Below are 23,794 nucleotides of genomic sequence, written 5' to 3' on the forward strand. Positions count from 1 at the left end.
TAACCCGTTGCGCAAGCGGTTTATTTTTCGCTAACTGTCTGATGCAACAGTAAATGACAGCTTTTCAGTCACTTAATAATTGTTTTTTGTTGCGCAACAAGCAGGGTGACTATTTACGGTCCCCGAAAGAGTGACCGCCAAATTATGCGGAATGAAACACGCTTTCATTTTTACTGATGTGCTAAAACAGGGCGTTAATAATGCAACTAAAAGATTCATAACAGGGAAATATGGATTATTTATTTTATCTCGCGGCGCTTTCTGACCGCTCATTCTTTGCAGAAGCTGACCCGTCATGACGACTGACAGAAGCGTTTTCTATATTTCCGATGGTACTGCCATCACCGCCGAAGTGCTGGGCCATGCGGTGCTGTCACAGTTTCCGGTCAATATCACCAGCCTGACGCTGCCGTTTGTTGAAAATGTTCAGCGGGCGCAGGCGGTCAAAGCGCAGATCAATGCCCTTTATCAGCAGAGCGGTGTGCGGCCGCTGGTGTTCTTTTCTATTGTTACGCCGGAAGTGCGCGACATCATTGTTCAGAGCGAAGGCTTTTGTCAGGACATCGTTCAGGCGCTGGTGGCCCCGTTGCAGCAGGAGCTGGGATTATCGCCAGCACCGGTAGCTCACCGCACCCACGGGCTGGATGCCAGCAACCTCGGCAAATATGATGCGCGTATCGCCGCGATTGATTACACCCTGGCGCATGATGACGGCATTTCGCTGCGCGGTCTGGAAGACGCTCAGGTCATTCTGCTGGGCGTGTCGCGCTGTGGCAAAACCCCCACCAGCCTCTATCTGGCGATGCAGTTTGGTATCCGTGCCGCCAACTACCCTTTTATCGCGGATGATATGGATAACCTCAAACTGCCGCCGGCGCTGCGCGCGCATCAGCATAAACTGTTCGGGCTGACTATCGATCCGGAACGGCTGGCCGCCATTCGCCAGGAGCGGGCGGAAAATACCCGTTACGCCTCAATGCGCCAGTGCCGGCTGGAAGTGGGAGAAGTGGAAGCGCTGTTCCGCACCCATCAGATCCGCTATCTCAACAGCACCAACTACTCGGTGGAGGAGATCGCCACCAAAATTCTCGACATCATGGGCCTGACCCGCCGCATGTACTAAGCGTCTCCCCGCGGCCGCGATGTAAAGCGTCGCTGCCGTCGGTTTTGATTTCATTATTAATTCCCGGGTTGAATTCGCAGGCTAATGGTTTATTGTGACCACCATCACTTCCCGGTATTTCACCGTTGCGAAGAATAGTTTCCGAGAAAATCATGAACAAAACCGACGAATTGCGTACCGCGCGCATTGGCAGCCTGATTACGCCTGCCAGCCTTGCGGCCGGACATCCTGTCTCAGACGCCATTGCTGATAACGTCACGGCGGCCCGCCAGCGTATTGCCCGCATCCTGACCGGTGAAGATCCACGTCTGCTGGTGATTATCGGCCCCTGCTCACTGCACGACCCAAAAGCGGCGCTGGAGTATGCCGAACGCCTGAATGCCCTGCGCGTCCGTTATCAGGATCGACTGGAGATCGTGATGCGCGCCTACTTCGAGAAGCCGCGTACCGTTGTGGGCTGGAAAGGGCTGATCTCCGATCCCGATCTGGATGGCAGCTATGACGTGAACCGCGGGATTGGCATTGCTCGCCAGTTGCTGATTGATATCAACGCCCTTGGCTTACCGACCGCGACAGAGTTTCTTGATATGGTGATCGGACAGTTTATTGCCGATCTGATCAGCTGGGGCGCAATTGGTGCTCGTACCACCGAAAGCCAGATCCACCGTGAAATGGCTTCTGCACTCTCCTGTCCGGTCGGCTTTAAAAATGGTACCGACGGCAATGTCCGCATTGCGGTAGATGCGATTCGTGCCGCCCGCGCCAGCCATATGTTCCTGTCACCGGATAAGCTCGGTCAGATGACCATCTATCAGACCAGCGGCAACCCGCATGGCCATGTGATCCTGCGCGGTGGCAAGCAGCCTAACTATCACGCCAGCGATGTGGCAGACGCGGCGGCCAGCCTGACAGAATTTAACTTACCGCAACAGCTGGTGATCGACTTCAGTCACGGCAACTGCCTGAAGCAGCATCGCCGTCAGCTTGATGTGGCGGCCGATGTGGCGCAGCAGATCGTAGCCGGATCGCGTGCGGTCGCCGGCGTGATGATTGAGAGCTTCCTTGCAGAGGGTAATCAGAAGGTGGTCGGCGGTGAACCGCTGGTTTATGGCCAGTCGATTACCGATCCCTGCCTCGGCTGGCAGGACAGTGAAGCCGTGCTTGCCCTGCTCGCCGAGGCAGTCTCCTGCCGTTTCTGAGTTAGCTGGAACAGCTCACCTCTAAGGTTTTACCCCAGTCTGGCGGCCGTTGACGATATTCAGCGGCCGTCTGATCGCTGAAAGGTTGCTGCAGCGCCTGGTGCAATCGCGCCAGCGCGCCCTGCTCTCCCCGCTCTGCCTCATCAATCGCCTGCTGTGCCAGATAGTTACGTAACACCACTGCCGGATTCGCTGATTTCATCACTGCCTGTCGGCTGGCATCGGGCACCTCTTCCTGCAATAACCGCGCACGATAGCGCTGATACCAACCATCAAAGGCTTCACGATCGATAAACTCATCGCGCAGCGGTGAACGGGATTCAGCCTGCTGCGTCTCACTTAACAAGCGGAAGGTCAGCGTGTAGTCGCTGTGCTCTTTGGTCATCAGCGCCAGCAGTTCGGTCAGAATTTCGTTGTCGCCGCTCTCCGCCGTCAGCAAGCCGAGCTTAGCCCGCATCCGTTCGCCCCAGACCCGCATCAGTTCCGGCTCGTAAACGCTCAGCGCCTGCTTCAGCTGCTCTGTAGTCATTAGCCCGGACAGCGCATGTGCCAGCCGGTTGAGGTTCCATAAGCCGATCATCGGCTGATTTTCGAAGCTGTAGCGCCCCTGATAATCGCTGTGGTTACAGATGTAATCGGGCTGGTAGTCATCAAGGAAGCCGAACGGGCCATAATCGATGGTCAGGCCCAGAATCGACATGTTGTCGGTATTCATCACGCCATGGGCGAAACCGACGCTTTGCCACAGCGCGATCAGGCGTGCCGTGCGCAGGACCACATCGGTAAACCACAGTTGATAGCGTTCAGCATCCTCTGTCAGGTGAGGCCAGTGGTGGCGGATCGCATAATCGGCCAGTTGCTGCACCTTATCCTGCTGCTGGCTGTAGAAGAAATGTTCGAAGTGGCCAAAGCGCAGATGGCTCGGCGAGATCCGCATCAGCATGGCGCCGCGTTCCGGCGTTTCACGATAGACCGGTTCATCGCCAATCGATAACGTCAGCGCCCGGGTGGTCGGGATACCCAGATGATGCAGCGCCTCTGAGGCCAGAAATTCGCGCACGCTGGAACGGATCACTGCACGGCCGTCCCCCATCCGTGAATAGGGCGTCAGACCCGCGCCTTTCAGATGCCAGTCAAGCTTGCTGCCATCTTCCAGCCGCTGTTCGCCCAGCAGAATACCGCGCCCGTCGCCCAGTTGCCCGGCCCAGACGCCAAACTGGTGGCCGCTGTAAACCTGCGCCAGCGGCTGCATGCCGGGCAGTAAGGCCGCGCCGTGCCAGACATCATGACCGTCACCGGTAAACAGCGCCTCATCCAGCCCCATTGAGGCGGCCAGCGGTGCGTTATGATAGAGCAGGCGTCCGCCTGTCAGCGGCGTGGGGGTAAGCGCGGTGTAACACCCTGTCAGTTCGCGAAACCAGGTGTTGTCAAAGGTAAGCTTGCCAGTGGACATTGTTTCTCCCATGCGACGCTCAGCGATACGTCGTTCAGCTAAAACCTTCAGTGTAACGCTGATATCGGGGATTAAACAGGTCGCATCAGCACGGATGCAGGGAGGATGGCACGCGGTTGTCGGCACTGATTAGTGAGCATAGCGCATCTGATTTCACCACCGGGAACAGCGCGCCCTGCAAATGCGCACCGCTCAGCTGAAGGGCTTTGTCCAGCAGCGCCTCATCGTCAATGCCACAAATAATGATCTGATCGCAATGGGATCGGAAGTTATCGATAATGCTTTGTATAAACGGCACGAAAGAGGCGCGTTTGGCCAGCGAGTGAATAAATCCTTTATCGAGACTGATACAGTTAAATAAATTATCGTAGACTGCATTGGCCGGTGATTTTCCGACACCAAAATGCGAAAGCGATAAATTAAATTCAGCCCGCAGGCTCTGTAGCAACGGATTATTTCTGCCCTGCCTGAGGTGCGGAAACGTTTCAGTGATATCCAGCCGCACATAAGGAAGCTGCTTTATTTTCCGCATCAGCAATTCACTTTCCAGCAGGGTGCGCGCCATTCCCTCATCAATTCGAATTAATGCCGAAACCGTGTGGGTTTCAAACAGCGCGCGATACTGCTCCAGTAATCCAATCTGACTCTGTAACAGGCGCAGCTGCTGCGATTCGTCCAGCTGCGGCAGCAGCAGGTCCTGCGGCAGGGTGATAGGTGCACTTTCATGCACAAACTGGGTTACCAGCTCGACAGCGGTCAGCCGCCCGTCAACATCACAGGCAGGGTAGAACCAAATTTCCGACTGATAGTCGGCCGATAAGTGAATTTTCATTTCTACTGCCAGAATATGCGGCGATGGTTATATCCTATATGAATGGATACAGGCAGGCAATAGGACCAAATCATTGAAGAGATGGACTTAATTAGCCTTCCATCGCCGTTTGCCGTCTGACAATCTCGCTTAAGCCAAATAGGACTAATAAAACCCCGGTTATTAGTGGAATTAAACCGGCAGACATTGTGATTAATAAAATCCCGCCGGGATAAATGTCATTTAAAATAAAACTTTCACTGGCGGGTTAAGGTCTGATTTAAATTGGACTTAAGTCGGCGGGATGGGCGCACGGTTAAATGCGCCGCGCCTGCCAGAACACTTTACGCCAGTAGACATTATCCAGCGATGACCGGATCACGCCCTGGCTGGTCGAGGCATGGATAAAGGCGTTATCGGTGTCATAAATCCCGACGTGTAAGCCATTTTCTCCGCGGCCGGTTTTAAAAAATACCAAATCACCCGGCAGCAGATCGTCCTTACTGATCCGCGTTCCGATATCGCTCTGCGCCGCAGTGGTGCGCGGTAATTGCAGGGCGAATTTGTCGCGGAAGGTGAGATAAACAAAGCCGGAGCAATCGACGCCGTTGCGGCTCATGCCACCATAGCGATAAGGCGTACCACGCCAGTTGCCAAGCTGATCGTTCAACTGGGCAATCACGGTGATCGAATCGGAAAGACGGCCGTTAATGGGCGGCGCGTGATGACTGCAGCCCGTCAGTAGCAGAACCCAAAGCAGCAAAGCCAGGCGCATCGCCAAATGTCCTTATCAGAAGTTACGACCGGCTTAATGTAGCGGGAAAGCGCGCCGGGTGGCAAGTGTCAGGGCAGCACTGTCAGCAGCGTGCGCCCTTCTATTTCCAGCTGGCGAAACGCAATCTGATACAGCGGCGTCAGTTGCGACGGCGTCAGTACTATCGCAGGCGTTCCCTGCGCCACAACCTGGCCCTGATGCATCAGCCAGACGCAATCAGCCTGTTGCAGGCTGTGATTGAGGTCATGGCTGCTGGCGATGACGCTGATACCCGCCGCGCACAGCTCAGCAATTAAATCATCCACCGCTTTCTGCTGGGCCAGATCCAGCGCGGTTAGCGGCTCGTCGAGGATCAGTAACCGGCCACGCGGATTAATCTGCGGATCGATCTGGGCACAGACCGCAGCCAGCCGGACGCGTTGCCACTCACCGCCAGAGAGCTGGGTCAACAAACGGGTTAACTTGTCATCCAGCTGCAGCCGTTGCAGCAGCGTAGTCAGGCGCCGATCCGCGCCGGTATCAGCCGGTTGCAGATGCAGGCGCAAATAGTGCCAGACCGGCATCTGGCTCAGTGGTAACTGCTGCTGAGGCAACCAGCTCCGCACCTGCGCCAGCGCGCTGCCGTGCCAGTTACCCAGCGGACGCTGATCCAGCTCGACGCTGCCGTCAGCGGATTGCAGACCGGCGATGACGCTCAGTAAGGTGCTTTTGCCGGCACCGTTCGGCCCGACCAGATGCAGCAGCTGACCGGCATCCAGCGCACTGCTAAACGGCAGCAGCCGTCCGGAGACGGCTACCTGTTTCAACCGCAACAGCATTTATTTTGCCAGCGCCTGCTTGATGGTCTCCAGAATGATCGGATCTTCCGGCGTCATATCAGGTGCAAAACGCTGAATAACCGTGCCGTCACGGCCAATCAGGAATTTTTCGAAGTTCCACAGGATATCTCCTGGCGCTTTCGGGCCCCGGCCTTTGCTCACCTGGCGCTCATAAAAACCACTGCCTTCCGGACGCACGGCGTCAGGTCGTGCCGCCACCAGCTGGGCATAGAGCGGATGGCGTTGTTCGCCATTAACCTCGGTTTTTTCAAACATCGGAAACGTCACGCCATAAGTGGTGCTGCAGAAGGTTTTGATCTCCTCACTGCTGCCCGGCTCTTGCTCAAGAAACTGGTTGCAGGGAAAGCCCAGCACGCTGAAACCCTGATCCTGCCAGGCTTTTTGCAGATTCTCCAGCTCTTCATATTGCGGCGTCAGACCGCATTTAGAGGCGACGTTGACCACCAGCAGTACCTTGCCCTGCCACTGTGACAGCGTGGTTTTTTCCCCATCAAGCGTAACCAGTTCAGTTTGATAAATGCTCATTCTGGATTCCTATCGTGGATGTTAAATAACCAGCCGAGGCTAGCGTGAAGATTTCACCAGTAATGCAATAAACAACGGTGCACCGAGCGTTGCGGTCACCACGCCAATCGGTAATTCAGCTGCGGTCAGTGCCAGACGAGCGACGATGTCGGCGCCCAGCAGCACACTGGCTCCGGCCAGCGCGGACGCCGGCAGCAGATAACGGTGATCGCTGATGCCGCTCAGGCGCAGCAGATGTGGGATCACCAGCCCGACAAAGCCGATGGCCCCGGCCATGGCGACGCTAACGCCCACCAGCCAGCCCATCGCCAGCACCAGCAGATTGCGCCAGCAGAACAGCGACAGGCCAAGCTGGCGTGCCGAAGTCTCGCCCAGTGCCAGTAAATTCAGTATCCGGCCGCTGCCGTTCAGCGCCAGCATCACCGGCAATAAGGCCAGCATCATCCAGCCGTAGCGCCAGTCAATACCGCTGAAGCCGCCCATCATCCAGTACATCAGCTGACGTAAATCAAGACTGGTGCTGAAGTAAACCGCCCAGGTCATGATAGCGCTGCAGATGATGCCCAACGCAACGCCGGTCAGCAGCAGCCGGGTCACGGAGAGCTGGCGATGGGCGAAATGCAACAGTATTAAGGTGATGATCAGCGCACCGGCCATCGCCGCCAGGCTCAGGCTCCACAGTGAGCCGCTGCCGAGCAGTACCCCGAGCACCAGCCCTATCCCGGCACCATTCGAGACGCCAAGCAGTCCCGGCTCGGCCAGCGGATTGGTAAACAGTGCCTGCATCACCACGCCGCATAGCGCCAGTGAGGCGCCCACCAGCATCACAGCCACGCTGCGCGGCAGACGCAGCTGCCAGACAAACAGCCTGCTGCTGTCATTGAGCCAGTGTGACGGCGCAATCCAGCTGTCGCCAGCGCACAGGCTGACAATAAGTAGCGCAAGCAGCGCAATAGCCAGCCCCGCCAGCCATTTCTGACTACGGCGATCGGCCTGGTGAGCAAGCTGGTCTAGCAGAGACATAAGCAGGATTAGCTGAGAAAACAGAGATTTGATTGTAGAGGGATTGCAGAAAAAAGAAAGGCTGCTGGTGATGCGCACCGGCGCGGTTGCCGGGAAGCGTGAGGCCGGGAATGCCTGAAATGAAAAAAGGCCGCTTGCGCGGCCTTTTTGAAACGCTGAAATCAGTCAGTCTCTTTGGGTGTAGCGTTCTCTACGCGGCTTTTCAGCTTCTGCCCTGGGCGGAAGGTCACTACGCGACGCGCAGTAATCGGAATATCTTCCCCCGTTTTCGGGTTTCTGCCAGGACGCTGGTTTTTGTCGCGCAGGTCGAAATTGCCAAACCCAGACAGTTTTACCTGTTCTCCATTTTCCAAAGCGCGGCGTACCTCTTCGAAAAACAGCTCCACTAACTCTTTTGCATCGCGTTTGCTCAGCCCGAGTTTCTCAAACAGGTACTCTGACATTTCAGCTTTTGTAAGCGCCATAGGTTCAATCCCTCAAGGTTGCCTGGAATCGCTCTTTTAATGCCGCAACGCATTTGCCAACGGTCGCGGCAATCTCCTCTTCTTCGAGTGTCCGGCTGGTATCCTGCAAAATCAGGCTGATTGCGAGGCTCTTGTAACCCTCAGAAACGCCCTTACCGCGGTACACGTCAAACAAGTTTACGCCAACTACCTGATTTACGCCAACTTTCTTACACTCCGCGATGATATCTGCTGCAGGGACGTTTTCAGCCACCACAACGGCAATATCACGACGGTTCGCCGGGAAGCGTGAAATCTCGCGCGCGTCAGGCAGGACGCGGTCTGCGACCTTATTCCAAAGCAGTTCAAAGACTAAGGTGCGACCATTGAGATCAAGCTTACGTTCCAGCTCAGGATGAACCACTCCGATAAATCCGATTCGTTCATCATGCAAATAAATCGCAGCGCTCTGTCCTGGATGCAACGCCGGATTCGCTTCAGCCCGGAAGCTGATGTCGTCCAGTTTGCCAGTTAAATCGAGCAGCGATTCTAAATCGCCTTTTAAATCATAGAAGTCAACCGTCTGGCGCGCCAGATCCCAGTGCTCTTCAGCGCGGTTGCCGCTCAGTACGCCAGCCAGCATAAGATCCTGACGGATGCCAAGATCGGCCTGACTATCCGGCACAAAGCGCAGGCCGCTCTCAAACAGGCGCACCCGGCTCTGCTGACGGTTCTGGTTGTAGACCACCGCACTCAGTAAGCCGGTCCACAGAGAGAGACGCATGGTCGACATATCGCTGGAGATCGGGCTGGGCAGCAACAGTGCCTCTTCACCCGGATGCAGCAGCTGCTGAATTTTCGGGTCCACAAAGCTGTAGGTAATCGCTTCCTGATAGCCTTTATCGACCAACAGAGTTTTGGCACGCTTCAGCGACAGATTTGCTTCGCGGTGGCGGGTCATCACCAGGCCGGCCTGTACCGGCACGTCCGGAATGTTGTTGTAGCCATAGATACGGGCGACTTCTTCAACCAGATCTTCTTCAATCGCCATATCAAAACGCCAGCTCGGCGCAACCGCCTGCCACTGGCCCTCAGCGGCGCTCACCTGGCAACCGAGGCGGGTCAGAATATCCGTCACCTGCTGATCCGGGATAACGTGACCAATCAGACGGTCCAGCTTCTCACGACGCAGGGTAATGGTGGCCTGCGGCGGTAACGCGGCCTGATGGGTCTGATCGATGATCGGACCCGCTTCACCACCACAGATGTCTAACAGCAGCGCGGTCGCACGCTCCAGCGCCATCTGCTGCAGAGCCGGATCGACGCCACGCTCATAACGATGTGACGCATCAGTGTGTAAACCGTGACGACGTGCGCGGCCGGTAATCGAGAGCGGGTCGAAATAGGCGCACTCAAACAGGATATTCTGCGTTTCGCTGTTCACACCGGAATGCTCGCCGCCAAAAATACCGGCCATCGCCAGCGCTTTCTGGTGATCGGCGATCACCAGGGTGTCGCTCTGTAAAGTGGCTTCGGTGCCGTCCAGCAGCGTCAGGGTTTCCCCCTCTTTCGCCATCCGCACCACAATCCCGCCATCAATACGGTCGAGGTCAAAGGCGTGCATCGGCTGACCCAGCTCCAGCAGCACATAGTTGGTGATATCAACGATAGGGTCGATAGAACGAATGCCACAGCGACGCAGCTTCTCTTTCATCCACAGCGGAGTCGCCGCCGTGACGTTCACGCCTTTCACGACGCGGCCCAGATAGCGCGGACAGGCTTCGGTTGCATCCACCCGAATCGGGAAGGTCTCGTTCAGCGTCGCCGCTACCGGCTGGATCTCCGGCATGTTGAGCGGCAGGCCATTCAGGACGGCCACATCACGCGCAATACCGATAATGCCCAGACAGTCGGCGCGGTTCGGCGTGACGCTGATTTCGATGGTGTTGTCATCCAGCTGCAGATAGTCGCGGATGTCAGTCCCAATCGGCGCATCCGCAGGCAGTTCGATAATGCCGTTGTGATCGTCGGAAATACCCAGTTCGGAGAACGAGCAGAGCATGCCCTCGGACGGTTCGCCACGCAGTTTTGCGGCTTTGATTTTGAAATCACCCGGCAGTACGGCACCCACGGTCGCCACGGCGACTTTCAGGCCCTGACGGCAGTTTGGCGCGCCACAGACGATATCCAGCAGGCGATCGCCGCCGGTGTTGATTTTGGTGACGCGCAGTTTGTCGGCGTTCGGGTGCTGACCGCACTCCACAACTTCACCGACTACCACGCCGTGGAACGCGCCCGCGACCGGGTCCACGCCATCCACTTCCAGGCCGGCCATGGTAATTTGCTCAGACAGCGCCGCGCTGTCCAGGGCTGGATTTACCCATTCGCGTAACCAGAGTTCACTGAATTTCATTGGATAACCTGCCCTTACTTAAATTGTTTGAGGAAACGTAAATCGTTTTCGAAGAATGCACGCAGATCGGTCACGCCATAGCGCAGCATGGTCAGACGCTCCATTCCCATACCAAAGGCGAAGCCGGAGTAAACTTCCGGATCGATGCCGACATTACGCAGCACGTTTGGATGCACCATGCCGCAGCCCAGCACTTCCAGCCATTTACCGTTTTTGCCCATCACATCCACTTCCGCCGAAGGCTCAGTGAACGGGAAATAGGAGGGACGGAAACGAATCTGCAAATCTTCTTCAAAGAAGTTGTTCAGGAAATCGTGCAGCGTGCCTTTGAGATTGGTAAAGCTGATGTTTTTATCGACAATCAGCCCTTCCATCTGATGGAACATCGGCGTGTGAGTCTGATCGTAATCGTTACGGTAGACGCGGCCTGGAGCGATGATGCGAATCGGCGGCTGCTGGTTTTTCATGGTACGAATCTGCACGCCAGACGTCTGGGTACGCAGCAGACGCGTCGCGTCGAACCAGAAGGTGTCATGATCGGCGCGTGCCGGGTGATGGCCAGGAATATTCAGCGCATCAAAGTTATGGTAATCGTCTTCGATCTCCGGGCCCGTCACCACCGCGAAACCCAATTCGCCGAAAAAGGTTTCGATACGGTCGATGGTGCGGGTTACCGGATGCAGACCGCCATTCTCAATGCGGCGGCCAGGCAGTGAAACGTCAATCGTTTCGGCGGCCAGACGCGCATTCAGTACCGCCGACTCCAGCGCGTCTTTGCGTGCGTTCAGACGCTCGGTGACCTGCTGTTTAGCTTCGTTGATCACCGCGCCCGCTGCCGGACGCTCTTCGGCTGGCAGCTCGCGTAAGGTGGTCATCTGCAGGGTCAGATGGCCTTTCTTACCCAGATATTCGACGCGCACCGCGTCAAGGGCGGCGATATCTGTCGCCCCGTCGATGGCCGCCGTGGCGTTGGCCACCAGTTCTGCGAGTTGGGACATAGTTTCCTCTTTTTCCAGTCAGGCTGGTCAGTTCTCGTTGGGACCTGCCGGTCCAATATGCTAGCGCCAGAAACAAAAAAGCCTCCACGAGGGAGGCTTTCAGCGCGATTTTTCGTTTCTCTTCTTATGCGCAAAAGCCCCCGAATGTCAGGCGCTAAAGTAAAAAAAGAAACGGAAAATAGCAGCAGTCATGCTTGCGGTTACCTTGTCATGAATCATGAGGGTACTATTGAAATGCGTGGCGAAGAAAATGTCAATCTTTTGCGCGAGTTACAGGCAATAAAAAAGGGAGCAAGCTCCCTTTTTCATCCGGCTTACGCCAGTGCTGATTTCGCTTTTTCGACCAGTGCAGAGAATGCCACTTTATCGAATACTGCGATGTCAGCCAGGATCTTACGGTCAATCTCAATGGCTGCTTTTTTCAGACCATTGATGAAACGGCTGTAAGACATGCCGTTCTGACGTGCCGCTGCGTTGATACGCGCGATCCACAGCTGACGGAACTGACGCTTACGTTGACGACGGTCACGGTAAGCATACTGACCAGCTTTGATAACAGCCTGGAAGGCAACGCGGTAAACACGTGAACGTGCACCGTAATAGCCTTTAGCTTGTTTTAAGATTTTTTTGTGACGTGCGCGAGCAACTACACCACGTTTAACGCGAGCCATGTGAGCTCTCCTGTTCTATATTCTGTTTAAAAAAATGGACTTATGCGTACGGCAGGCAGGCAATAACCAGACCCAGATCGCCTTTGGACACCATGCCTTTAGGGCGCAGGTGACGTTTACGCTTAGTAGATTTTTTGGTCAGAATATGACGCAGGTTTGCGTGTTTACGCTTGAAGCCGCCAGAAGCGGTCTTCTTGAAGCGCTTAGCCGCGCCACGTACAGTTTTAATCTTTGGCATTTTAAAAAATATCCACTTCGCATTGTTGATAACATGACCCAGACAGGCGAACAGTTAACCGCACAGCGCGAACGCTGCGCGGCCAATGTTACTTGAAAGCCTACTGTTTCTTCTTAGGAGCGAGCACCATGATCATCTGGCGGCCTTCGATCTTCGAAGGGAAGGATTCGACAATGGCCAAATCCAGATCTTCACACAGGTCTTTACGGACGCGGTTAAGCACTTCCATACCGATCTGCTGGTGCGCCATCTCACGACCGCGAAAACGCAGCGTGATTTTGGCTTTATCGCCTTCTTCCAGAAAGCGAATCAGGTTGCGTAGTTTGACCTGATAGTCGCCATCATCGGTTCCAGGACGGAATTTGATTTCCTTAACCTGAATAACTTTTTGCTTCTTCTTCTGTTCCTTAGAAGATTTGCTTTTTTCATAGAGGAACTTGCCGTAATCCATGATGCGGCAGACCGGCGGTTCGGCGTTCGGGCTGATTTCTACTAAATCAACACCCGCTTCCTCGGCTTTTTCCAAAGCTTCGCGTAATGTGACAATGCCAATCGGCTCGCCATCCATGCCTGTTAAGCGCACTTCAGTTGCACGGATTTCACTGTTGATTTTGTTCGGACGCGTCGGTAGTACTCGTTTTCCGCCTTTAATACTTTATTCCTCCAATTGGTGAAGATTTCGGCTGCGAATCTCTTGTTGAAGTTTCTCAACAAACACATCGACATCCATCGACCCAAGGTCTTTACCACGGCGGGTGCGAACGGCCACTTTGCCAGCTTCCACCTCTTTATCACCGCAGACCAACATATAAGGGACGCGACGTAATGTATGCTCGCGGATTTTAAAGCCTATCTTCTCATTTCTCAAGTCTGCCTTCACACGAATGCCAGCATTCTGCAGCTTACGCGTCAAAGACTCAACATATTCTGCTTGTCCATCGGTAATATTCATTACCACGACTTGCAGCGGTGCCAGCCAGCTTGGGAAGAAACCAGCGAATTCTTCGGTCAGTATACCGATGAAACGCTCCATCGACCCCAGAATCGCACGGTGAATCATCACTGGCGTCTGACGATCGTTGTTTTCGCCCACGTAGGTTGCTTCAAGGCGTTTTGGCAGGGAAAAGTCTAGCTGAACTGTTCCGCACTGCCAGGCGCGATCAAGACAATCGTACAAAGTAAACTCAATTTTAGGACCGTAGAACGCACCTTCGCCTGGCTGGAACTCAAACTCAATGTTGTTCTCGTTCAGCGCGGCGGCCAGATCTTCCTCAGCACGGTCCCACATTTCATCAGTGCCGATACGCTTTTCAGGACGGGTGGACAATTTCACCACAATCTTTTCAAAGCCGAAGGTGCTGTACATGTCATAAACCATGCGGATACAGCTATTCACTTCGTCACGCACCTGCTCTTCAGTACAGAAGACGTGTGCATCGTCCTGGGTAAAGCCACGAACGCGCATCAGACCGTGCAGGGCTCCTGATGGCTCATTACGGTGACAGCTACCAAACTCCGCCATGCGCAGCGGCAGGTCACGGTAGGATTTCAGACCCTGATTAAAGATCTGAACATGCCCAGGACAGTTCATCGGCTTGATGCAATATTCACGGTTCTCAGACGAGGTGGTGAACATCGCTTCTTTGTAGTTTTCCCAGTGCCCGGTTTTTTCCCACAACACGCGATCCATCATGAATGGACCTTTGACTTCCTGGTACTGGTACTCTTTTAGCTTGCTGCGGACAAACACTTCCAGCTCGCGGAAGATAGTCCAGCCGTCATTATGCCAGAATACCATGCCCGGCGCTTCTTCCTGCATGTGGTAGAGGTCAAGCTGCTTACCAATCTTACGATGGTCACGCTTCGCCGCCTCTTCCAGACGCTGCAGATAGGCGGCCAGTTGCTTCTTGTCTGCCCACGCGGTGCCATAAATACGCTGCAGCATTTTGTTGTTGCTGTCGCCGCGCCAGTAGGCACCGGAGATTTTCTGCAGCTTGAAATGATGACAGAAACGCATGTTCGGCACGTGCGGACCGCGGCACATGTCGACATATTCTTCGTGATGATAAAGGCCAGGATGGTCATCGTGGCTGATGTTTTCATCAAGAATGGTGGTCTTGTAGACTTCACCCCGCGCCGCGAACACGTCGCGCGCTTCCTGCCAGCTGACTTTTTTCTTCACCACGTCATAGTTGGTTTCAGCCAACTGATGCATGCGTTTTTCCAGCAGGTCGATATCTTCCTGGGTCAGAGTACGATCAATATCGACATCATAATAGAAGCCGTTATCAATCACCGGACCGATAGCCATTTTGGTATCCGGCCACAGCTGCTTAATCGCATGCCCTAACAGGTGCGCGCAGGAGTGACGGATGATTTCCAGACCCGCTTCGTCTTTTGCGGTAATGATCGCAACGGAAGCATCTTCAGTGATGGGATCGACAGCATCAACCAGTTCACCATTAACGCGACCCGCGATGCAGGCTTTTGCTAATCCCGGGCCGATGTCCAGCGCGATATCCATCACGCTGACAGGGCGATCAAATACACGCTGGCTGCCATCAGGAAGCGTAATTACAGGCATTTCATATCCTTAATTGCAGTGGTAAGCCACACGAAAGCTTACATGCAACATCATGTAAATTTAATGACCTGGCGTTATGTCAGACCCACAGTGTCGGAATGTCGCCAGGATTTCAGTGCGAAAGCGATGATAGCAGTTTTCCTGGGCGAGAAAAACCCATGCCGTTTTCGCTAAGCCTCGGAGAGATCAAAAAAAAGCGGCCTGACTCATCGTCAGACCGCCTGGCATGCTGCTGCGGGAAACCGCCTTACATGGCGTAAGAGAGCATGATAGAGGTTTTGGTATCAGTGCGATCCGGCGCAGACTCTGGTGGATTGTTGTTCCAGGTCACGTTGTAAGCCAGCTTCAGCGCGAAGTGGCTATTGATGGCAACCTGCAGGCCGGTTTCAGAGTTGAGGGTGGTGTCTTCACCGAAGCTGCTCAGCACGGAGACACCCTGCACGAATTTGGTGGTATCAGTCAGCTGCCACTGGTAGCTGATGGCGCCGTAGCCCAGCGCTTTAGTTTCATGACCGCCATCGTGGAAGTCATCATAACGTACACCCGGACCAAATTCCGCACGCAGCGAATGCACCGGGCCGTTCAGAATCTGGCGACCGTAACCGGCAGTCAGCACATCACGTGAATCGTAGCCGTTGAAGCGATCGCTTAACCAGCTTGCCTGACCAAACAGGTAGTCATAGGAGTTGAGGTTATAACGTGAACGGCCACCGATGTTATAGGTCTCAGACGAGCGCTCATCATTTGATGAAGTATTCGCTGCGTTGCCCCATAAGCTGTATGCCATCGATGACTGATACCAGGTCATGTTGGTCTGAGCGGTCATGGATGAACTGGTGGTGTTACCGGTTTGCGCCAGGTAACCTGCAGATGCAGAACCTTCGAACGGTTTTTTCGCCGTGGAAGGGTCATCCATTGAAGTAAATACGGCATTATCGGCCAGTGCCTGGTGGCAAAACGCTCCGGCGGAGAGCAAAAGAACAGCAGACAGCTTATTAAAGGCTTTCATTAAATGTGATCCGTGCGACAGTTTAAAAAACGGAGAGTCTGAAGCGTTTTGCCGGGCAATCAATGCAATTTACGGTAAGTTTTGTAAAAAAATATTAACTCGCTCGAAATGCGTGGTATTGCTCTGAAACCGCATGTTAATTGGGACTCTTCTGATTAACGCGGCGCATTATAGTGGTCCCCACAGCAAAATACAGCCGCTGCGCAACAAGATTTTTCAGAACGTTAACCGTTGCCGTTGACAGGTTTTTACGTTCCGTCGTCAGCGTATGCTTTCACCATCCCCTTAATAACTCGCTCATTTTTTCACCATGGTCTACGCTCAGTTCAGTTTCTCTACCCAGAGGTGCATGATGAGCAGCAATTCCTTAACCCGTTATATCGTCACGTTGCAGTATCAGGAATCTGGCTTAAGTGACATTCTTGAGCTAACCGGCGCAATGACTGCTGCCGGGTTTACCACCACCCTGACGGATGATGAGGGGCACCCGCATGAGCTGGGGACCAATAGCTTTGGTATTGTTACCACGCTGGAGGAAGACGATCTGCGACAGCAGGTCGCTGCCGCTGGCGAAAGCGCACTGGGACAAAAGCCAGAAGTGACCGTCACCACCTTTGAGCAGTTCCTGCGCGACGCCGCCGATCATCGCCCTGCCGCCTCTCCGGCTGAGTAAAGGGTGCTTCCGCGCTGGTTTTGGTGAATATTTACGCGCTACAATCGAACTTACGCAGCGAATAACGAGGATAGCCCGATGTGGTCAGCCATTAGTCGTCTGTTAAGCGAGCAGTTAGGCAACGCCGAAATTACCCAACGTCACGCCCTGCCCGGTGGCGAAGTCCATCCCACCTGGCGTATCCGCTACGGTGACCACGACGTGTTCGTAAAATGCAACAGCCGCGAGATGCTGTCGCTATTTACCTGGGAAGCCGATCAGCTGGCACTGCTGGCCCGCACCCAGACCGTCAGGGTGCCGAAGGTCTATGGTGTCGGTCATCATCGCGAAGAGAGCTTTCTGCTGCTGGAATATATTCAGCCGCAGCCGCTCGATCCCCAGAGCGCCTTTCAGCTGGGCCAGCAGCTGGCGCATCTGCATCAGTGGAGCGAGCAGACTCAGTTCGGACTCGACTTTGATAACAACATCACCACCACTCCCCAACCCAACAGCTGGCTGCGACGCTGGTCGGTTTTCTTTGCTGAGCAGCGCATCGGCTGGCAGCTACAGCTGGCAGCGGAAAAAGGCATTCAGTATGGCGATACTGAACTGATTATTGCCTGCGTGCAGCGGGTGCTGGCATCGCATCATCCTCAGCCCTCTTTACTGCATGGCGATCTTTGGCCCGCTAACTGCGCCGGCAGCGCAACCGGGCCGTGGATCTTCGATCCCGCCTGTTACTGGGGCGATCGTGAATGTGATTTAGCGATGCTGAGCTGGTTTCCTGACCTGCCGCGGCAAATCTTCGAGGGCTACCACGCTGTCTGGCCGCTGCCGGATGGCTTTTCGCAGCGTCAGCCGGTTTATCAGCTTTATTATCTGTTAAACCGGGCGAACGTGTTCGGCGGTCACTGGCTCGGCGACGCACAGTTCGCCATTGGTCAGTTGCTGGATGAGGATGCACTGTCAGCCAGTCAGGCCAAACCGGCCTGACTGCATCAGATAAAGCCCAGCAGCGACAGCGCGAAATAGCCAGCGATGGCAATCACGATCGGCAGGACGTAAAGCGGAAAAATCTGCAGAAAGATGGTGTGGCGCGGGACGCGCACCTTCTCTTCCAGCTGCTGGCGGGTGCGCCCTTCACTGCCCTTCACCTGCTCCAGAATTAACTGATCCTCAATGCCTTCTTTGACATGACGCACCTGACGTCCCATCCGCGCGCCTGATGATTCCAGCGCCAGCCCGACAAAGATCAGAATATAGATCAGCCAGAACCCGAGGTTCATCTGACCGTTAAATTCCGGTACCGGCGAGTTATGCCAGAACACGTTAAGGAACGGGGTATTAAAGCGGATCATGTCGACGATCACATGGACAAAATCGAGCATAACTGCGTCAATGCCTAGCTGCTTTTCGCTGTGCTTAAACATAAAGCTCAGCACAGAAATAATCGTCGAGAGTAGCGCCAGTAAAAAAATCACCCAGCCAGCCACACGCTTAAGGATGGCGATGCGGCCAGCCTGTTGATAGGTCATGATATCTCCTGAACCCAAAATCCAATTTGCTGTAAGTCTACCTGCCAATGACGAAATTTCCCAAATAAAGCGTGGCTGGCTGCTCTGCGACCCGCAGCCGGCCGATCAATGCTAAGGTAAGTCAGACTTTATAAGGAGACCTCAGATGCCCTATCACCGCCCCGTTCTCGCCGCATTGTTTGACATGGATGGCTTATTAATCGATTCCGAGCCGCTGTGGGATCAGGCTGAACTGGATATTTTTTCGACGCTGGATGTCGACCTGTCGCGCCGCAACGAGTTGCCTGACACGCTCGGCTTACGCATCGATCAGACAGTACGTATGTGGTACGAAACGCTGCCGTGGAACGGTCCCAGTCAGCAGGAGGTCACGCAGCGCATCATTGCCCGGGCGATGACGCTGATTGAAGAGACCCGTCCGCTGTTGCCAGGGGTTGAGGCCGCACTGCAGCTGTGCCGGCAGCACAACCTGAAAATTGGCCTCGCCTCCGCCTCACCGCTGGCGATGCTGGAACGAGTACTGGAGATCTTCAACCTGCGGCACTATTTCGACGTGCTCGCCTCGGCGGAAGCGCTGCCTTACAGCAAACCCCATCCGCAGGTCTATCTCAACGCGGCCGCCAGCCTGGCGATCGACCCGCTTAACTGCGTCACGCTGGAAGATTCCTTCAACGGTATGATCGCCACCAAAGCGGCGCGGATGCGTTCGATTGTGGTTCCGGCGGCGGTGCACCGGGACGATCCGCGCTGGGCGCTGGCAGATGTCCGGCTGGATGACCTGACCCAACTGACGCTGGCCGATTTACACGGTTAAGTGCAAGCCCGCCAGCAGGCGGGCTGTTTAACCCGCTTCGGCGTACTGTTGATCTACTCCGCAAATAATTAAAACAACGTTTCATTTTTATTGAATTCATATCCCGCTCTGCCTAAGATGCCCAGACAGTCCCTGTTCCGGGGCATGCTTAACCTGATCTGCAGAGAGGCCTGAGATGGACGTTCGTCAAAGCATTCACAGTGATCACGCCAGACAGCTGGACACTAACGCGCTGCGCCGCGAGTTTCTGATTGAAACGATTTTTACTGCCGATAACTACACCCTGACCTACAGCCATATCGATCGCATTATCATCGGCGGCGTAATGCCGGTGAATAACCCGGTAACGATTGGCGACGAAATGGGTAAGCAGTTAGGCGTCAGCTACTTTCTTGAACGCCGCGAACTGGGCATGATCAATATCGGTGGCCCCGGACTGGTGGAAGTGGATGGCAAAAGCTGGGAAATCGGCCATGAAGAGGCACTCTATATCGGTAAGGGTGCGCGAAATCTGCTGTTCCGCAGTCTGAATCCGGCCCAGCCGGCGAAGTTCTACTACAACAGCGCCCCTGCGCATGCGACCTTCCCGGATAAAAAAATCACCTTACAGGAGGCCGCCACCGCCACACTCGGCGATCCTGCCACCTCCAATCGCCGCACCATCAATAAGTTCATCGTGCCGGACGTGCTACCGACCTGTCAGCTCACCATGGGCTTAACCAAACTGGAGGAAGGCAGCCTGTGGAACACCATGCCGTGCCACACCCATGAACGCCGCATGGAGGTCTATTTCTATTTCGACATGAGCGAGGAGAGTGCGGTTTTCCACATGATGGGCGAGCCGCAGCAAACCCGTCACCTGCTGGTGCATAACGAGCAGGCGGTGATTTCACCTAGCTGGTCGATTCACGCCGGCGTCGGCACGCAGCGCTACACCTTCATCTGGGGCATGGTGGGCGAAAATCAGGTCTTTGATGACATGGACCACGTCAAAATCAGCGAACTACGCTGAGCAGAGGAGAAATATCATGGTACTGAATGCGTTTAGCCTGGAAGGGAAAGTGGCGCTGGTGACCGGCTGTAATACCGGTTTAGGACAGGGTATGGCGCTGGGTCTGGCGCAGGCGGGATGCGACATCGTCGGCGTCAACCGCGAAGGACCGGACGAGACCCAAAGCAAAGTGGAAGCGCTGGGCCGCCGTTTCTGGTCGATAAAGGCTGACCTGATGAAAACGGAGGTGGTCGGCTCGGTGGTTGAGCAGGCGCTGGCCGCTGCGGGTAAAATCGACATTCTGGTGAATAATGCCGGGATTATCCGCCGCGAAGATGCGCTGAACTTCAGCGAGCAGGACTGGGATGATGTAATGAATCTCAACAGCAAGAGTCTGTTTTTTCTGTCACAGCAGGTAGCCCGGCAGTTTATCGCCCAGGGTAACGGCGGCAAAATTATCAATATTGCTTCGATGCTTTCGTTCCAGGGTGGGATTCGCGTGCCCTCTTATACTGCGTCAAAAAGTGCGGTAATGGGGCTGACCCGCCTGATGGCGAACGAATGGGCGAAGCACAATATTAATGTCAATGCGATTGCCCCCGGTTACATGGCCACCAATAACACCCAACAGTTACGCAGTGATGAAGCGCGCAGTGAAGAGATCCTCGGGCGTATTCCGGCCGGACGCTGGGGCGTACCCGACGATATGATGGGGCCGGTGGTGTTCCTGGCCTCAGCCGCCTCTGACTACGTTAACGGCTTTACGCTGGCGGTGGATGGCGGCTGGCTGGCGCGCTGATTTATCGGGCGGACACGCCACCGGGATTGTCCGCTTTTTTTAGTTAAATTCACGCTTCGTTACAGCGTCACATGTTCTCATTCACTGGATAAATCCCTATACTGGATGCATCGACAGTTTTCTTTGCAGCCAGGTTCCATCATGACGGCCGAGGGCCATATCATTTTTGCCATTGCGAGTGCCATTTTCGCTAAACGTGCTGAACTTACACCGGTGCTGGCGCAGGCAGACTGGTGGCATCTTGTTCCGTCGGCACTGCTGACCTGCCTGTTGCCCGACATCGATCACCCCAAATCGCTGCTCGGACAACGACTACGCTGGCTCTCTCATCCGATTGCACGGGCATTTGGCCATCGCGGTTTTACCCACAGTTTACTGGCGGTGGCTGCCGGGCTGTGGCTGTTTCAGCTTAACCTGCCAGCTGAGTCGCCGATTCCGCCTGATGTATTGCAGGGACTGACGCTGGGTTATCTCAGCCATATTGTTGCTGACATGCTGACACCGGCGGGCGTACCTCTGTTATGGCCCTGCCGCTGGCGCTTTCGTCTACCTATTCTGAAAAGTCAGAAAGGTAACCAACTTGAGCGGGCTTTGTGCCTTGGACTGGTTGGCTATGCGCTGTGGTTCCCGGTGGGTATGCCTTCGTTTGGTGCAAACGGCTGGCCCGCTCAGCTATTTGATACGCTACAAAATGGTGTCGGTCGGTTGATTTCCAGTCAGACTGCGCATTAAATCAACAAATTAAGCGATTAAGTTATAAAGCATGCCATTTGGATATAAGGCCTGCACCCTCTCCTGCTGATACCATTCCTGCAGTCTTAATTCGTGATTAACATTATGCGGTTTTCCCGACGCGGAAAACCGCATTACTCTGGAGTTTCAGTATGGACCTTCCTCTTACGCTTAACCTCGTCGCCTTTGTGGTGCTGCTGGTGTTGCTCTCCCGTTTCAGCCGCAACAACTGGAGCCTGTCGAAGAAAGTGCTGACCGGTCTGGTGATCGGCGTACTGTTCGGCCTGGTGCTGCAGCTGATTTACGGTGAAAACAGCGCGGTGGTTAAAACCTCTATCAGCTGGTTTAACATCGTTGGCAATGGCTACGTGCAGCTGCTGCAGATGGTGGTAATGCCGCTGGTGTTTGTTTCGATTCTGAGTGCGGTTGCCCGCCTGCATAACGCCTCTTCACTGGGTAAAATCAGCGTACTGACCATCGGCGTGCTGCTGTTTACCACCGCTATCTCGGCGCTGGTTGGGGTGTTCGTCACCGGCCTGTTTGGTCTGAGCGCTGAAGGTCTGGTGCAGGGTGTGCAGGAAACCGCGCGTCTGAGTGCCATTCAGGGCAACTACGTCGGCAAAGTCTCTGACCTGAGTGTGCCGCAGCTGGTGTTGTCCTTTATTCCGAAAAACCCGTTTGCCGATCTGACCGGTGCGAATCCGACCTCGATCATCAGCGTGGTCATCTTTGCTGCCTTCCTTGGTGTGGCCGCGCTGCAGCTGCTGAAAGATGATGAAGTAAAAGGTCAGCGCGTGCTGGTGGCGATCGACACGCTGCAGTCGTGGGTGATGAAGCTGGTTCGTTTAGTGATGAAGCTGACGCCGTACGGTGTGCTGGCCCTGATGACCAAAGTGGTAGCCGGTTCGAATCTGCAGGACATCATCAAACTGGGAAGCTTCGTGGTTGCCTCTTACCTCGGTCTGGCAATTATGTTTGGCGTCCATGCGCTGCTGCTGTCGGTCAACGGGATTAACCCGATGCGTTTCTTCCGCAAAGTGTGGCCGGTGATTACCTTTGCCTTTACCAGCCGCTCCAGCGCCGCCAGTATTCCGCTGAGCGTTGAGACGCAAACCCGTCGCCTCGGCGTGCCAGAGTCGATTGCCAGCTTCTCAGCCTCGTTCGGTGCCACAATCGGCCAGAACGGCTGTGCCGGTCTCTATCCGACCATGCTGGCAGTGATGGTTGCGCCAACCGTTGGCATCAATCCGTTTGACCCACTGTGGATCGCCACGCTGGTCGGAATTGTCACGCTGAGCTCGGCTGGCGTAGCCGGTGTTGGTGGCGGTGCGACTTTCGCCGCGCTGATTGTGCTGCCCGCCATGGGCCTGCCGGTCACTCTGGTGGCGCTGCTGATCTCCATCGAACCGCTGATCGACATGGGCCGTACCGCACTGAACGTCAATGGCTCCATGACGGCTGGTTCCCTCACCAGCCGCTGGTTAGGTCTGACCGATAAGCGCGTGCTGGACAGCGACGAACACGCCGAACTGGCACACCGTTAATCCGGTATCAAACCTGGCGCGCCCGCGCCAGGTTTTCTGCTCTTCTCCCGCTTTCTCTCCATAATTTCCCCGCTTGATGGCGACGCCGTTAAGAAAACGTTAAGCATGGTAAACAGGCGAAAATTCGCCGCTTTAGCGCTTGTCTTTAGTCGCTAAAAGGCCAATTCTGCAGGCAGTCTTATAAGGAGAATGCCCGATGAAAAAAGTTATCGCCTCCCTGCTGGCGTTAACCCTGTTAACCCCGGCTATCGCTTTCGCTCATCCTGGCGGATGGGGTCCACATGGTGGTCCTGGCCCACACTGGGGCGGGCCCGGTCCGGTGCGTTTTTTACCTGAAGCCGCAACAGCGGTGTTGATCGGCGGACTGACCTATTACCTGCTTAACGGCAACTATTATCAGCGCCATGGCGAAGAGTATGTGGTGGTCGAACCGCCTGAAGAGCGCCGGGTCAGCGATGACATGCGGGTGCTGGACTTCAACGGTAAACGCTTTTATGTGCAGCAGGGGCATTACTACCAGCGGCAGATAGATGGCGATTACGTCGAGGTTCCGCGTCCGGCAGGCTTATAACGGCCGAAACGAAAAACGGCCCGTCAGATGACGGGCCGTTTATTATTCAATC

The 23,794-nt window shown here is 54.9% G+C and carries 26 protein-coding genes and 1 other annotated feature; of the genes, 10 read left to right on the forward strand and 16 right to left on the reverse strand.

Going from position 1 to position 23,794, the window contains the following annotated elements:
- Positions 1 to 295: 295 nt before the first annotated feature.
- Together ppsR and ACLIBF_RS12225 are read left to right on the forward strand one after the other, a co-directional pair.
- Positions 296 to 1,123, forward strand: coding sequence for a posphoenolpyruvate synthetase regulatory kinase/phosphorylase PpsR (gene ppsR / locus ACLIBF_RS12220; protein ID WP_031375700.1), 828 nt, complete (start codon positions 296 to 298; stop codon positions 1,121 to 1,123).
- A gap of 152 nt (positions 1,124 to 1,275) precedes the next feature.
- Entirely contained in the window at positions 1,276 to 2,322 is a 1,047-nt protein-coding gene (locus ACLIBF_RS12225) for a 3-deoxy-7-phosphoheptulonate synthase (RefSeq protein ID WP_031375699.1), read from the forward strand.
- Position 2,323: 1 nt separating this feature from the next.
- On the opposite strand, the gene ACLIBF_RS12230 is transcribed toward ACLIBF_RS12225, so the two are convergent.
- The 15 genes from ACLIBF_RS12230 to ACLIBF_RS12300 all read right to left on the reverse strand — a co-directional run bounded on the left by ACLIBF_RS12230 (position 2,324) and on the right by ACLIBF_RS12300 (position 16,104).
- Positions 2,324 to 3,775 carry a protein adenylyltransferase SelO gene (locus ACLIBF_RS12230; protein WP_089561245.1) on the reverse strand — a complete coding sequence of 484 codons (1,452 nt, stop codon included), beginning with the start codon at positions 3,773 to 3,775 and terminating at the stop codon, positions 2,324 to 2,326.
- 85 nt (positions 3,776 to 3,860) lie between these two features.
- On the reverse strand, positions 3,861 to 4,607 hold the full coding sequence (locus ACLIBF_RS12235; RefSeq protein ID WP_279809984.1) for an EAL domain-containing protein: 747 nt from the start codon (positions 4,605 to 4,607) through the stop codon (positions 3,861 to 3,863).
- 295 nt (positions 4,608 to 4,902) lie between these two features.
- Positions 4,903 to 5,361 carry a C40 family peptidase gene (locus ACLIBF_RS12240; RefSeq protein WP_031375696.1) on the reverse strand — a complete coding sequence of 153 codons (459 nt, stop codon included), beginning with the start codon at positions 5,359 to 5,361 and terminating at the stop codon, positions 4,903 to 4,905.
- A 68-nt stretch (positions 5,362 to 5,429) separates the two neighbouring features.
- Positions 5,430 to 6,179 (reverse strand): vitamin B12 ABC transporter ATP-binding protein BtuD, encoded by a 750-nt coding sequence (gene btuD / locus ACLIBF_RS12245; RefSeq protein WP_031375695.1) that lies wholly within the window; start codon positions 6,177 to 6,179, stop codon positions 5,430 to 5,432.
- Positions 6,180 to 6,725 (reverse strand): glutathione peroxidase, encoded by a 546-nt coding sequence (locus ACLIBF_RS12250; RefSeq protein WP_031375694.1) that lies wholly within the window; start codon positions 6,723 to 6,725, stop codon positions 6,180 to 6,182.
- Between the two features lie 39 nt (positions 6,726 to 6,764).
- Positions 6,765 to 7,748: a vitamin B12 ABC transporter permease BtuC gene (gene btuC, locus ACLIBF_RS12255; RefSeq protein WP_089561242.1), complete on the reverse strand. Its 984-nt coding sequence runs from the start codon at positions 7,746 to 7,748 to the stop codon at positions 6,765 to 6,767.
- Positions 7,749 to 7,909: 161 nt separating this feature from the next.
- Entirely contained in the window at positions 7,910 to 8,212 is a 303-nt protein-coding gene (ihfA, locus tag ACLIBF_RS12260) for an integration host factor subunit alpha (protein WP_003853259.1), read from the reverse strand.
- A gap of 4 nt (positions 8,213 to 8,216) precedes the next feature.
- The gene (gene pheT, locus ACLIBF_RS12265; RefSeq protein WP_179420087.1) at positions 8,217 to 10,604 is read right to left on the reverse strand and encodes a phenylalanine--tRNA ligase subunit beta; all 2,388 of its coding nucleotides are present in this window, start codon (positions 10,602 to 10,604) and stop codon (positions 8,217 to 8,219) included.
- 14 nt (positions 10,605 to 10,618) lie between these two features.
- Positions 10,619 to 11,602: a phenylalanine--tRNA ligase subunit alpha gene (gene pheS / locus ACLIBF_RS12270; protein WP_031375692.1), complete on the reverse strand. Its 984-nt coding sequence runs from the start codon at positions 11,600 to 11,602 to the stop codon at positions 10,619 to 10,621.
- Positions 11,603 to 11,673: 71 nt separating this feature from the next.
- Positions 11,674 to 11,799: a sequence feature (Phe leader region), on the reverse strand.
- Positions 11,750 to 11,794: a pheST operon leader peptide PheM gene (pheM, locus tag ACLIBF_RS12275; RefSeq protein ID WP_159859786.1), complete on the reverse strand. Its 45-nt coding sequence runs from the start codon at positions 11,792 to 11,794 to the stop codon at positions 11,750 to 11,752. (Overlaps the previous feature by 45 nt.)
- Before the next feature lie 117 nt (positions 11,800 to 11,916).
- On the reverse strand, positions 11,917 to 12,273 hold the full coding sequence (gene rplT, locus ACLIBF_RS12280; protein ID WP_003853267.1) for a 50S ribosomal protein L20: 357 nt from the start codon (positions 12,271 to 12,273) through the stop codon (positions 11,917 to 11,919).
- Between the two features lie 40 nt (positions 12,274 to 12,313).
- Positions 12,314 to 12,511, reverse strand: a complete 198-nt coding sequence (gene rpmI / locus ACLIBF_RS12285) for a 50S ribosomal protein L35 (protein WP_004157374.1) — start codon at positions 12,509 to 12,511, stop codon at positions 12,314 to 12,316.
- Positions 12,512 to 12,611: 100 nt separating this feature from the next.
- Entirely contained in the window at positions 12,612 to 13,163 is a 552-nt protein-coding gene (infC, locus tag ACLIBF_RS12290) for a translation initiation factor IF-3 (RefSeq protein WP_031375691.1), read from the reverse strand.
- A 3-nt stretch (positions 13,164 to 13,166) separates the two neighbouring features.
- Entirely contained in the window at positions 13,167 to 15,095 is a 1,929-nt protein-coding gene (thrS, locus tag ACLIBF_RS12295) for a threonine--tRNA ligase (protein ID WP_031375690.1), read from the reverse strand.
- Between the two features lie 247 nt (positions 15,096 to 15,342).
- The gene (locus ACLIBF_RS12300) at positions 15,343 to 16,104 is read right to left on the reverse strand and encodes a DUF481 domain-containing protein (protein WP_069728221.1); all 762 of its coding nucleotides are present in this window, start codon (positions 16,102 to 16,104) and stop codon (positions 15,343 to 15,345) included.
- 352 nt (positions 16,105 to 16,456) lie between these two features.
- Here ACLIBF_RS12300 and ghoS point away from each other — a divergent pair, with 352 nt between their 5' ends.
- Together ghoS and ACLIBF_RS12310 are read left to right on the forward strand one after the other, a co-directional pair.
- Positions 16,457 to 16,777 carry a type V toxin-antitoxin system endoribonuclease antitoxin GhoS gene (ghoS, locus tag ACLIBF_RS12305; RefSeq protein WP_031375688.1) on the forward strand — a complete coding sequence of 107 codons (321 nt, stop codon included), beginning with the start codon at positions 16,457 to 16,459 and terminating at the stop codon, positions 16,775 to 16,777.
- 78 nt (positions 16,778 to 16,855) lie between these two features.
- Positions 16,856 to 17,749 carry a fructosamine kinase family protein gene (locus ACLIBF_RS12310; protein WP_046288364.1) on the forward strand — a complete coding sequence of 298 codons (894 nt, stop codon included), beginning with the start codon at positions 16,856 to 16,858 and terminating at the stop codon, positions 17,747 to 17,749.
- Positions 17,750 to 17,754: 5 nt separating this feature from the next.
- Here the strand turns inward: ACLIBF_RS12310 and ACLIBF_RS12315 are convergent, their stop codons facing one another.
- Entirely contained in the window at positions 17,755 to 18,291 is a 537-nt protein-coding gene (locus ACLIBF_RS12315) for a YniB family protein (RefSeq protein ID WP_448309881.1), read from the reverse strand.
- Positions 18,292 to 18,436: 145 nt separating this feature from the next.
- Between ACLIBF_RS12315 and hxpB the strand changes: the two genes are divergently transcribed.
- The 6 genes from hxpB (at position 18,437) to ACLIBF_RS12345 (ending at position 23,742) form a co-directional block, all read left to right on the forward strand.
- Positions 18,437 to 19,105, forward strand: coding sequence for a hexitol phosphatase HxpB (gene hxpB, locus ACLIBF_RS12320; protein ID WP_069728220.1), 669 nt, complete (start codon positions 18,437 to 18,439; stop codon positions 19,103 to 19,105).
- A gap of 175 nt (positions 19,106 to 19,280) precedes the next feature.
- Positions 19,281 to 20,117 (forward strand): 5-dehydro-4-deoxy-D-glucuronate isomerase, encoded by an 837-nt coding sequence (gene kduI, locus ACLIBF_RS12325; protein WP_279809982.1) that lies wholly within the window; start codon positions 19,281 to 19,283, stop codon positions 20,115 to 20,117.
- 16 nt (positions 20,118 to 20,133) lie between these two features.
- Positions 20,134 to 20,895, forward strand: a complete 762-nt coding sequence (kduD, locus tag ACLIBF_RS12330) for a 2-dehydro-3-deoxy-D-gluconate 5-dehydrogenase KduD (RefSeq protein WP_031375685.1) — start codon at positions 20,134 to 20,136, stop codon at positions 20,893 to 20,895.
- A 141-nt stretch (positions 20,896 to 21,036) separates the two neighbouring features.
- Positions 21,037 to 21,627, forward strand: coding sequence for a metal-dependent hydrolase (locus ACLIBF_RS12335; RefSeq protein WP_046288366.1), 591 nt, complete (start codon positions 21,037 to 21,039; stop codon positions 21,625 to 21,627).
- Between the two features lie 152 nt (positions 21,628 to 21,779).
- On the forward strand, positions 21,780 to 23,171 hold the full coding sequence (locus ACLIBF_RS12340) for an L-cystine transporter (RefSeq protein ID WP_448309883.1): 1,392 nt from the start codon (positions 21,780 to 21,782) through the stop codon (positions 23,169 to 23,171).
- 196 nt (positions 23,172 to 23,367) lie between these two features.
- Positions 23,368 to 23,742 carry a DUF6515 family protein gene (locus ACLIBF_RS12345; RefSeq protein ID WP_031375683.1) on the forward strand — a complete coding sequence of 125 codons (375 nt, stop codon included), beginning with the start codon at positions 23,368 to 23,370 and terminating at the stop codon, positions 23,740 to 23,742.
- The last annotated feature ends 52 nt before the right edge of the window (positions 23,743 to 23,794 follow it).

This window comes from Pantoea sp. PGP6, assembly GCF_053474785.1.

Bases quoted from the DNA above. Each gene is read 5' to 3' on its own strand.
- ppsR (WP_031375700.1), top strand. From the start codon at position 296: ATGACGACTGACAGAAGCGTTTTCTATATTTCCGATGGTACTGCCATC.
- ACLIBF_RS12225 (WP_031375699.1), top strand. From the start codon at position 1,276: ATGAACAAAACCGACGAATTGCGTACCGCGCGCATTGGCAGCCTGATT.
- ACLIBF_RS12230 (WP_089561245.1), bottom strand. From the start codon at position 3,775: ATGTCCACTGGCAAGCTTACCTTTGACAACACCTGGTTTCGCGAACTG.
- ACLIBF_RS12235 (WP_279809984.1), bottom strand. From the start codon at position 4,607: ATGAAAATTCACTTATCGGCCGACTATCAGTCGGAAATTTGGTTCTAC.
- ACLIBF_RS12240 (WP_031375696.1), bottom strand. From the start codon at position 5,361: ATGCGCCTGGCTTTGCTGCTTTGGGTTCTGCTACTGACGGGCTGCAGT.
- btuD (WP_031375695.1), bottom strand. From the start codon at position 6,179: ATGCTGTTGCGGTTGAAACAGGTAGCCGTCTCCGGACGGCTGCTGCCG.
- ACLIBF_RS12250 (WP_031375694.1), bottom strand. From the start codon at position 6,725: ATGAGCATTTATCAAACTGAACTGGTTACGCTTGATGGGGAAAAAACC.
- btuC (WP_089561242.1), bottom strand. From the start codon at position 7,748: ATGTCTCTGCTAGACCAGCTTGCTCACCAGGCCGATCGCCGTAGTCAG.
- ihfA (WP_003853259.1), bottom strand. From the start codon at position 8,212: ATGGCGCTTACAAAAGCTGAAATGTCAGAGTACCTGTTTGAGAAACTC.
- pheT (WP_179420087.1), bottom strand. From the start codon at position 10,604: ATGAAATTCAGTGAACTCTGGTTACGCGAATGGGTAAATCCAGCCCTG.
- pheS (WP_031375692.1), bottom strand. From the start codon at position 11,602: ATGTCCCAACTCGCAGAACTGGTGGCCAACGCCACGGCGGCCATCGAC.
- rplT (WP_003853267.1), bottom strand. From the start codon at position 12,273: ATGGCTCGCGTTAAACGTGGTGTAGTTGCTCGCGCACGTCACAAAAAA.
- rpmI (WP_004157374.1), bottom strand. From the start codon at position 12,511: ATGCCAAAGATTAAAACTGTACGTGGCGCGGCTAAGCGCTTCAAGAAG.
- thrS (WP_031375690.1), bottom strand. From the start codon at position 15,095: ATGCCTGTAATTACGCTTCCTGATGGCAGCCAGCGTGTATTTGATCGC.
- ACLIBF_RS12300 (WP_069728221.1), bottom strand. From the start codon at position 16,104: ATGAAAGCCTTTAATAAGCTGTCTGCTGTTCTTTTGCTCTCCGCCGGA.
- ghoS (WP_031375688.1), top strand. From the start codon at position 16,457: ATGAGCAGCAATTCCTTAACCCGTTATATCGTCACGTTGCAGTATCAG.
- ACLIBF_RS12310 (WP_046288364.1), top strand. From the start codon at position 16,856: ATGTGGTCAGCCATTAGTCGTCTGTTAAGCGAGCAGTTAGGCAACGCC.
- ACLIBF_RS12315 (WP_448309881.1), bottom strand. From the start codon at position 18,291: ATGACCTATCAACAGGCTGGCCGCATCGCCATCCTTAAGCGTGTGGCT.
- hxpB (WP_069728220.1), top strand. From the start codon at position 18,437: ATGCCCTATCACCGCCCCGTTCTCGCCGCATTGTTTGACATGGATGGC.
- kduI (WP_279809982.1), top strand. From the start codon at position 19,281: ATGGACGTTCGTCAAAGCATTCACAGTGATCACGCCAGACAGCTGGAC.
- kduD (WP_031375685.1), top strand. From the start codon at position 20,134: ATGGTACTGAATGCGTTTAGCCTGGAAGGGAAAGTGGCGCTGGTGACC.
- ACLIBF_RS12335 (WP_046288366.1), top strand. From the start codon at position 21,037: ATGACGGCCGAGGGCCATATCATTTTTGCCATTGCGAGTGCCATTTTC.
- ACLIBF_RS12340 (WP_448309883.1), top strand. From the start codon at position 21,780: ATGGACCTTCCTCTTACGCTTAACCTCGTCGCCTTTGTGGTGCTGCTG.
- ACLIBF_RS12345 (WP_031375683.1), top strand. From the start codon at position 23,368: ATGAAAAAAGTTATCGCCTCCCTGCTGGCGTTAACCCTGTTAACCCCG.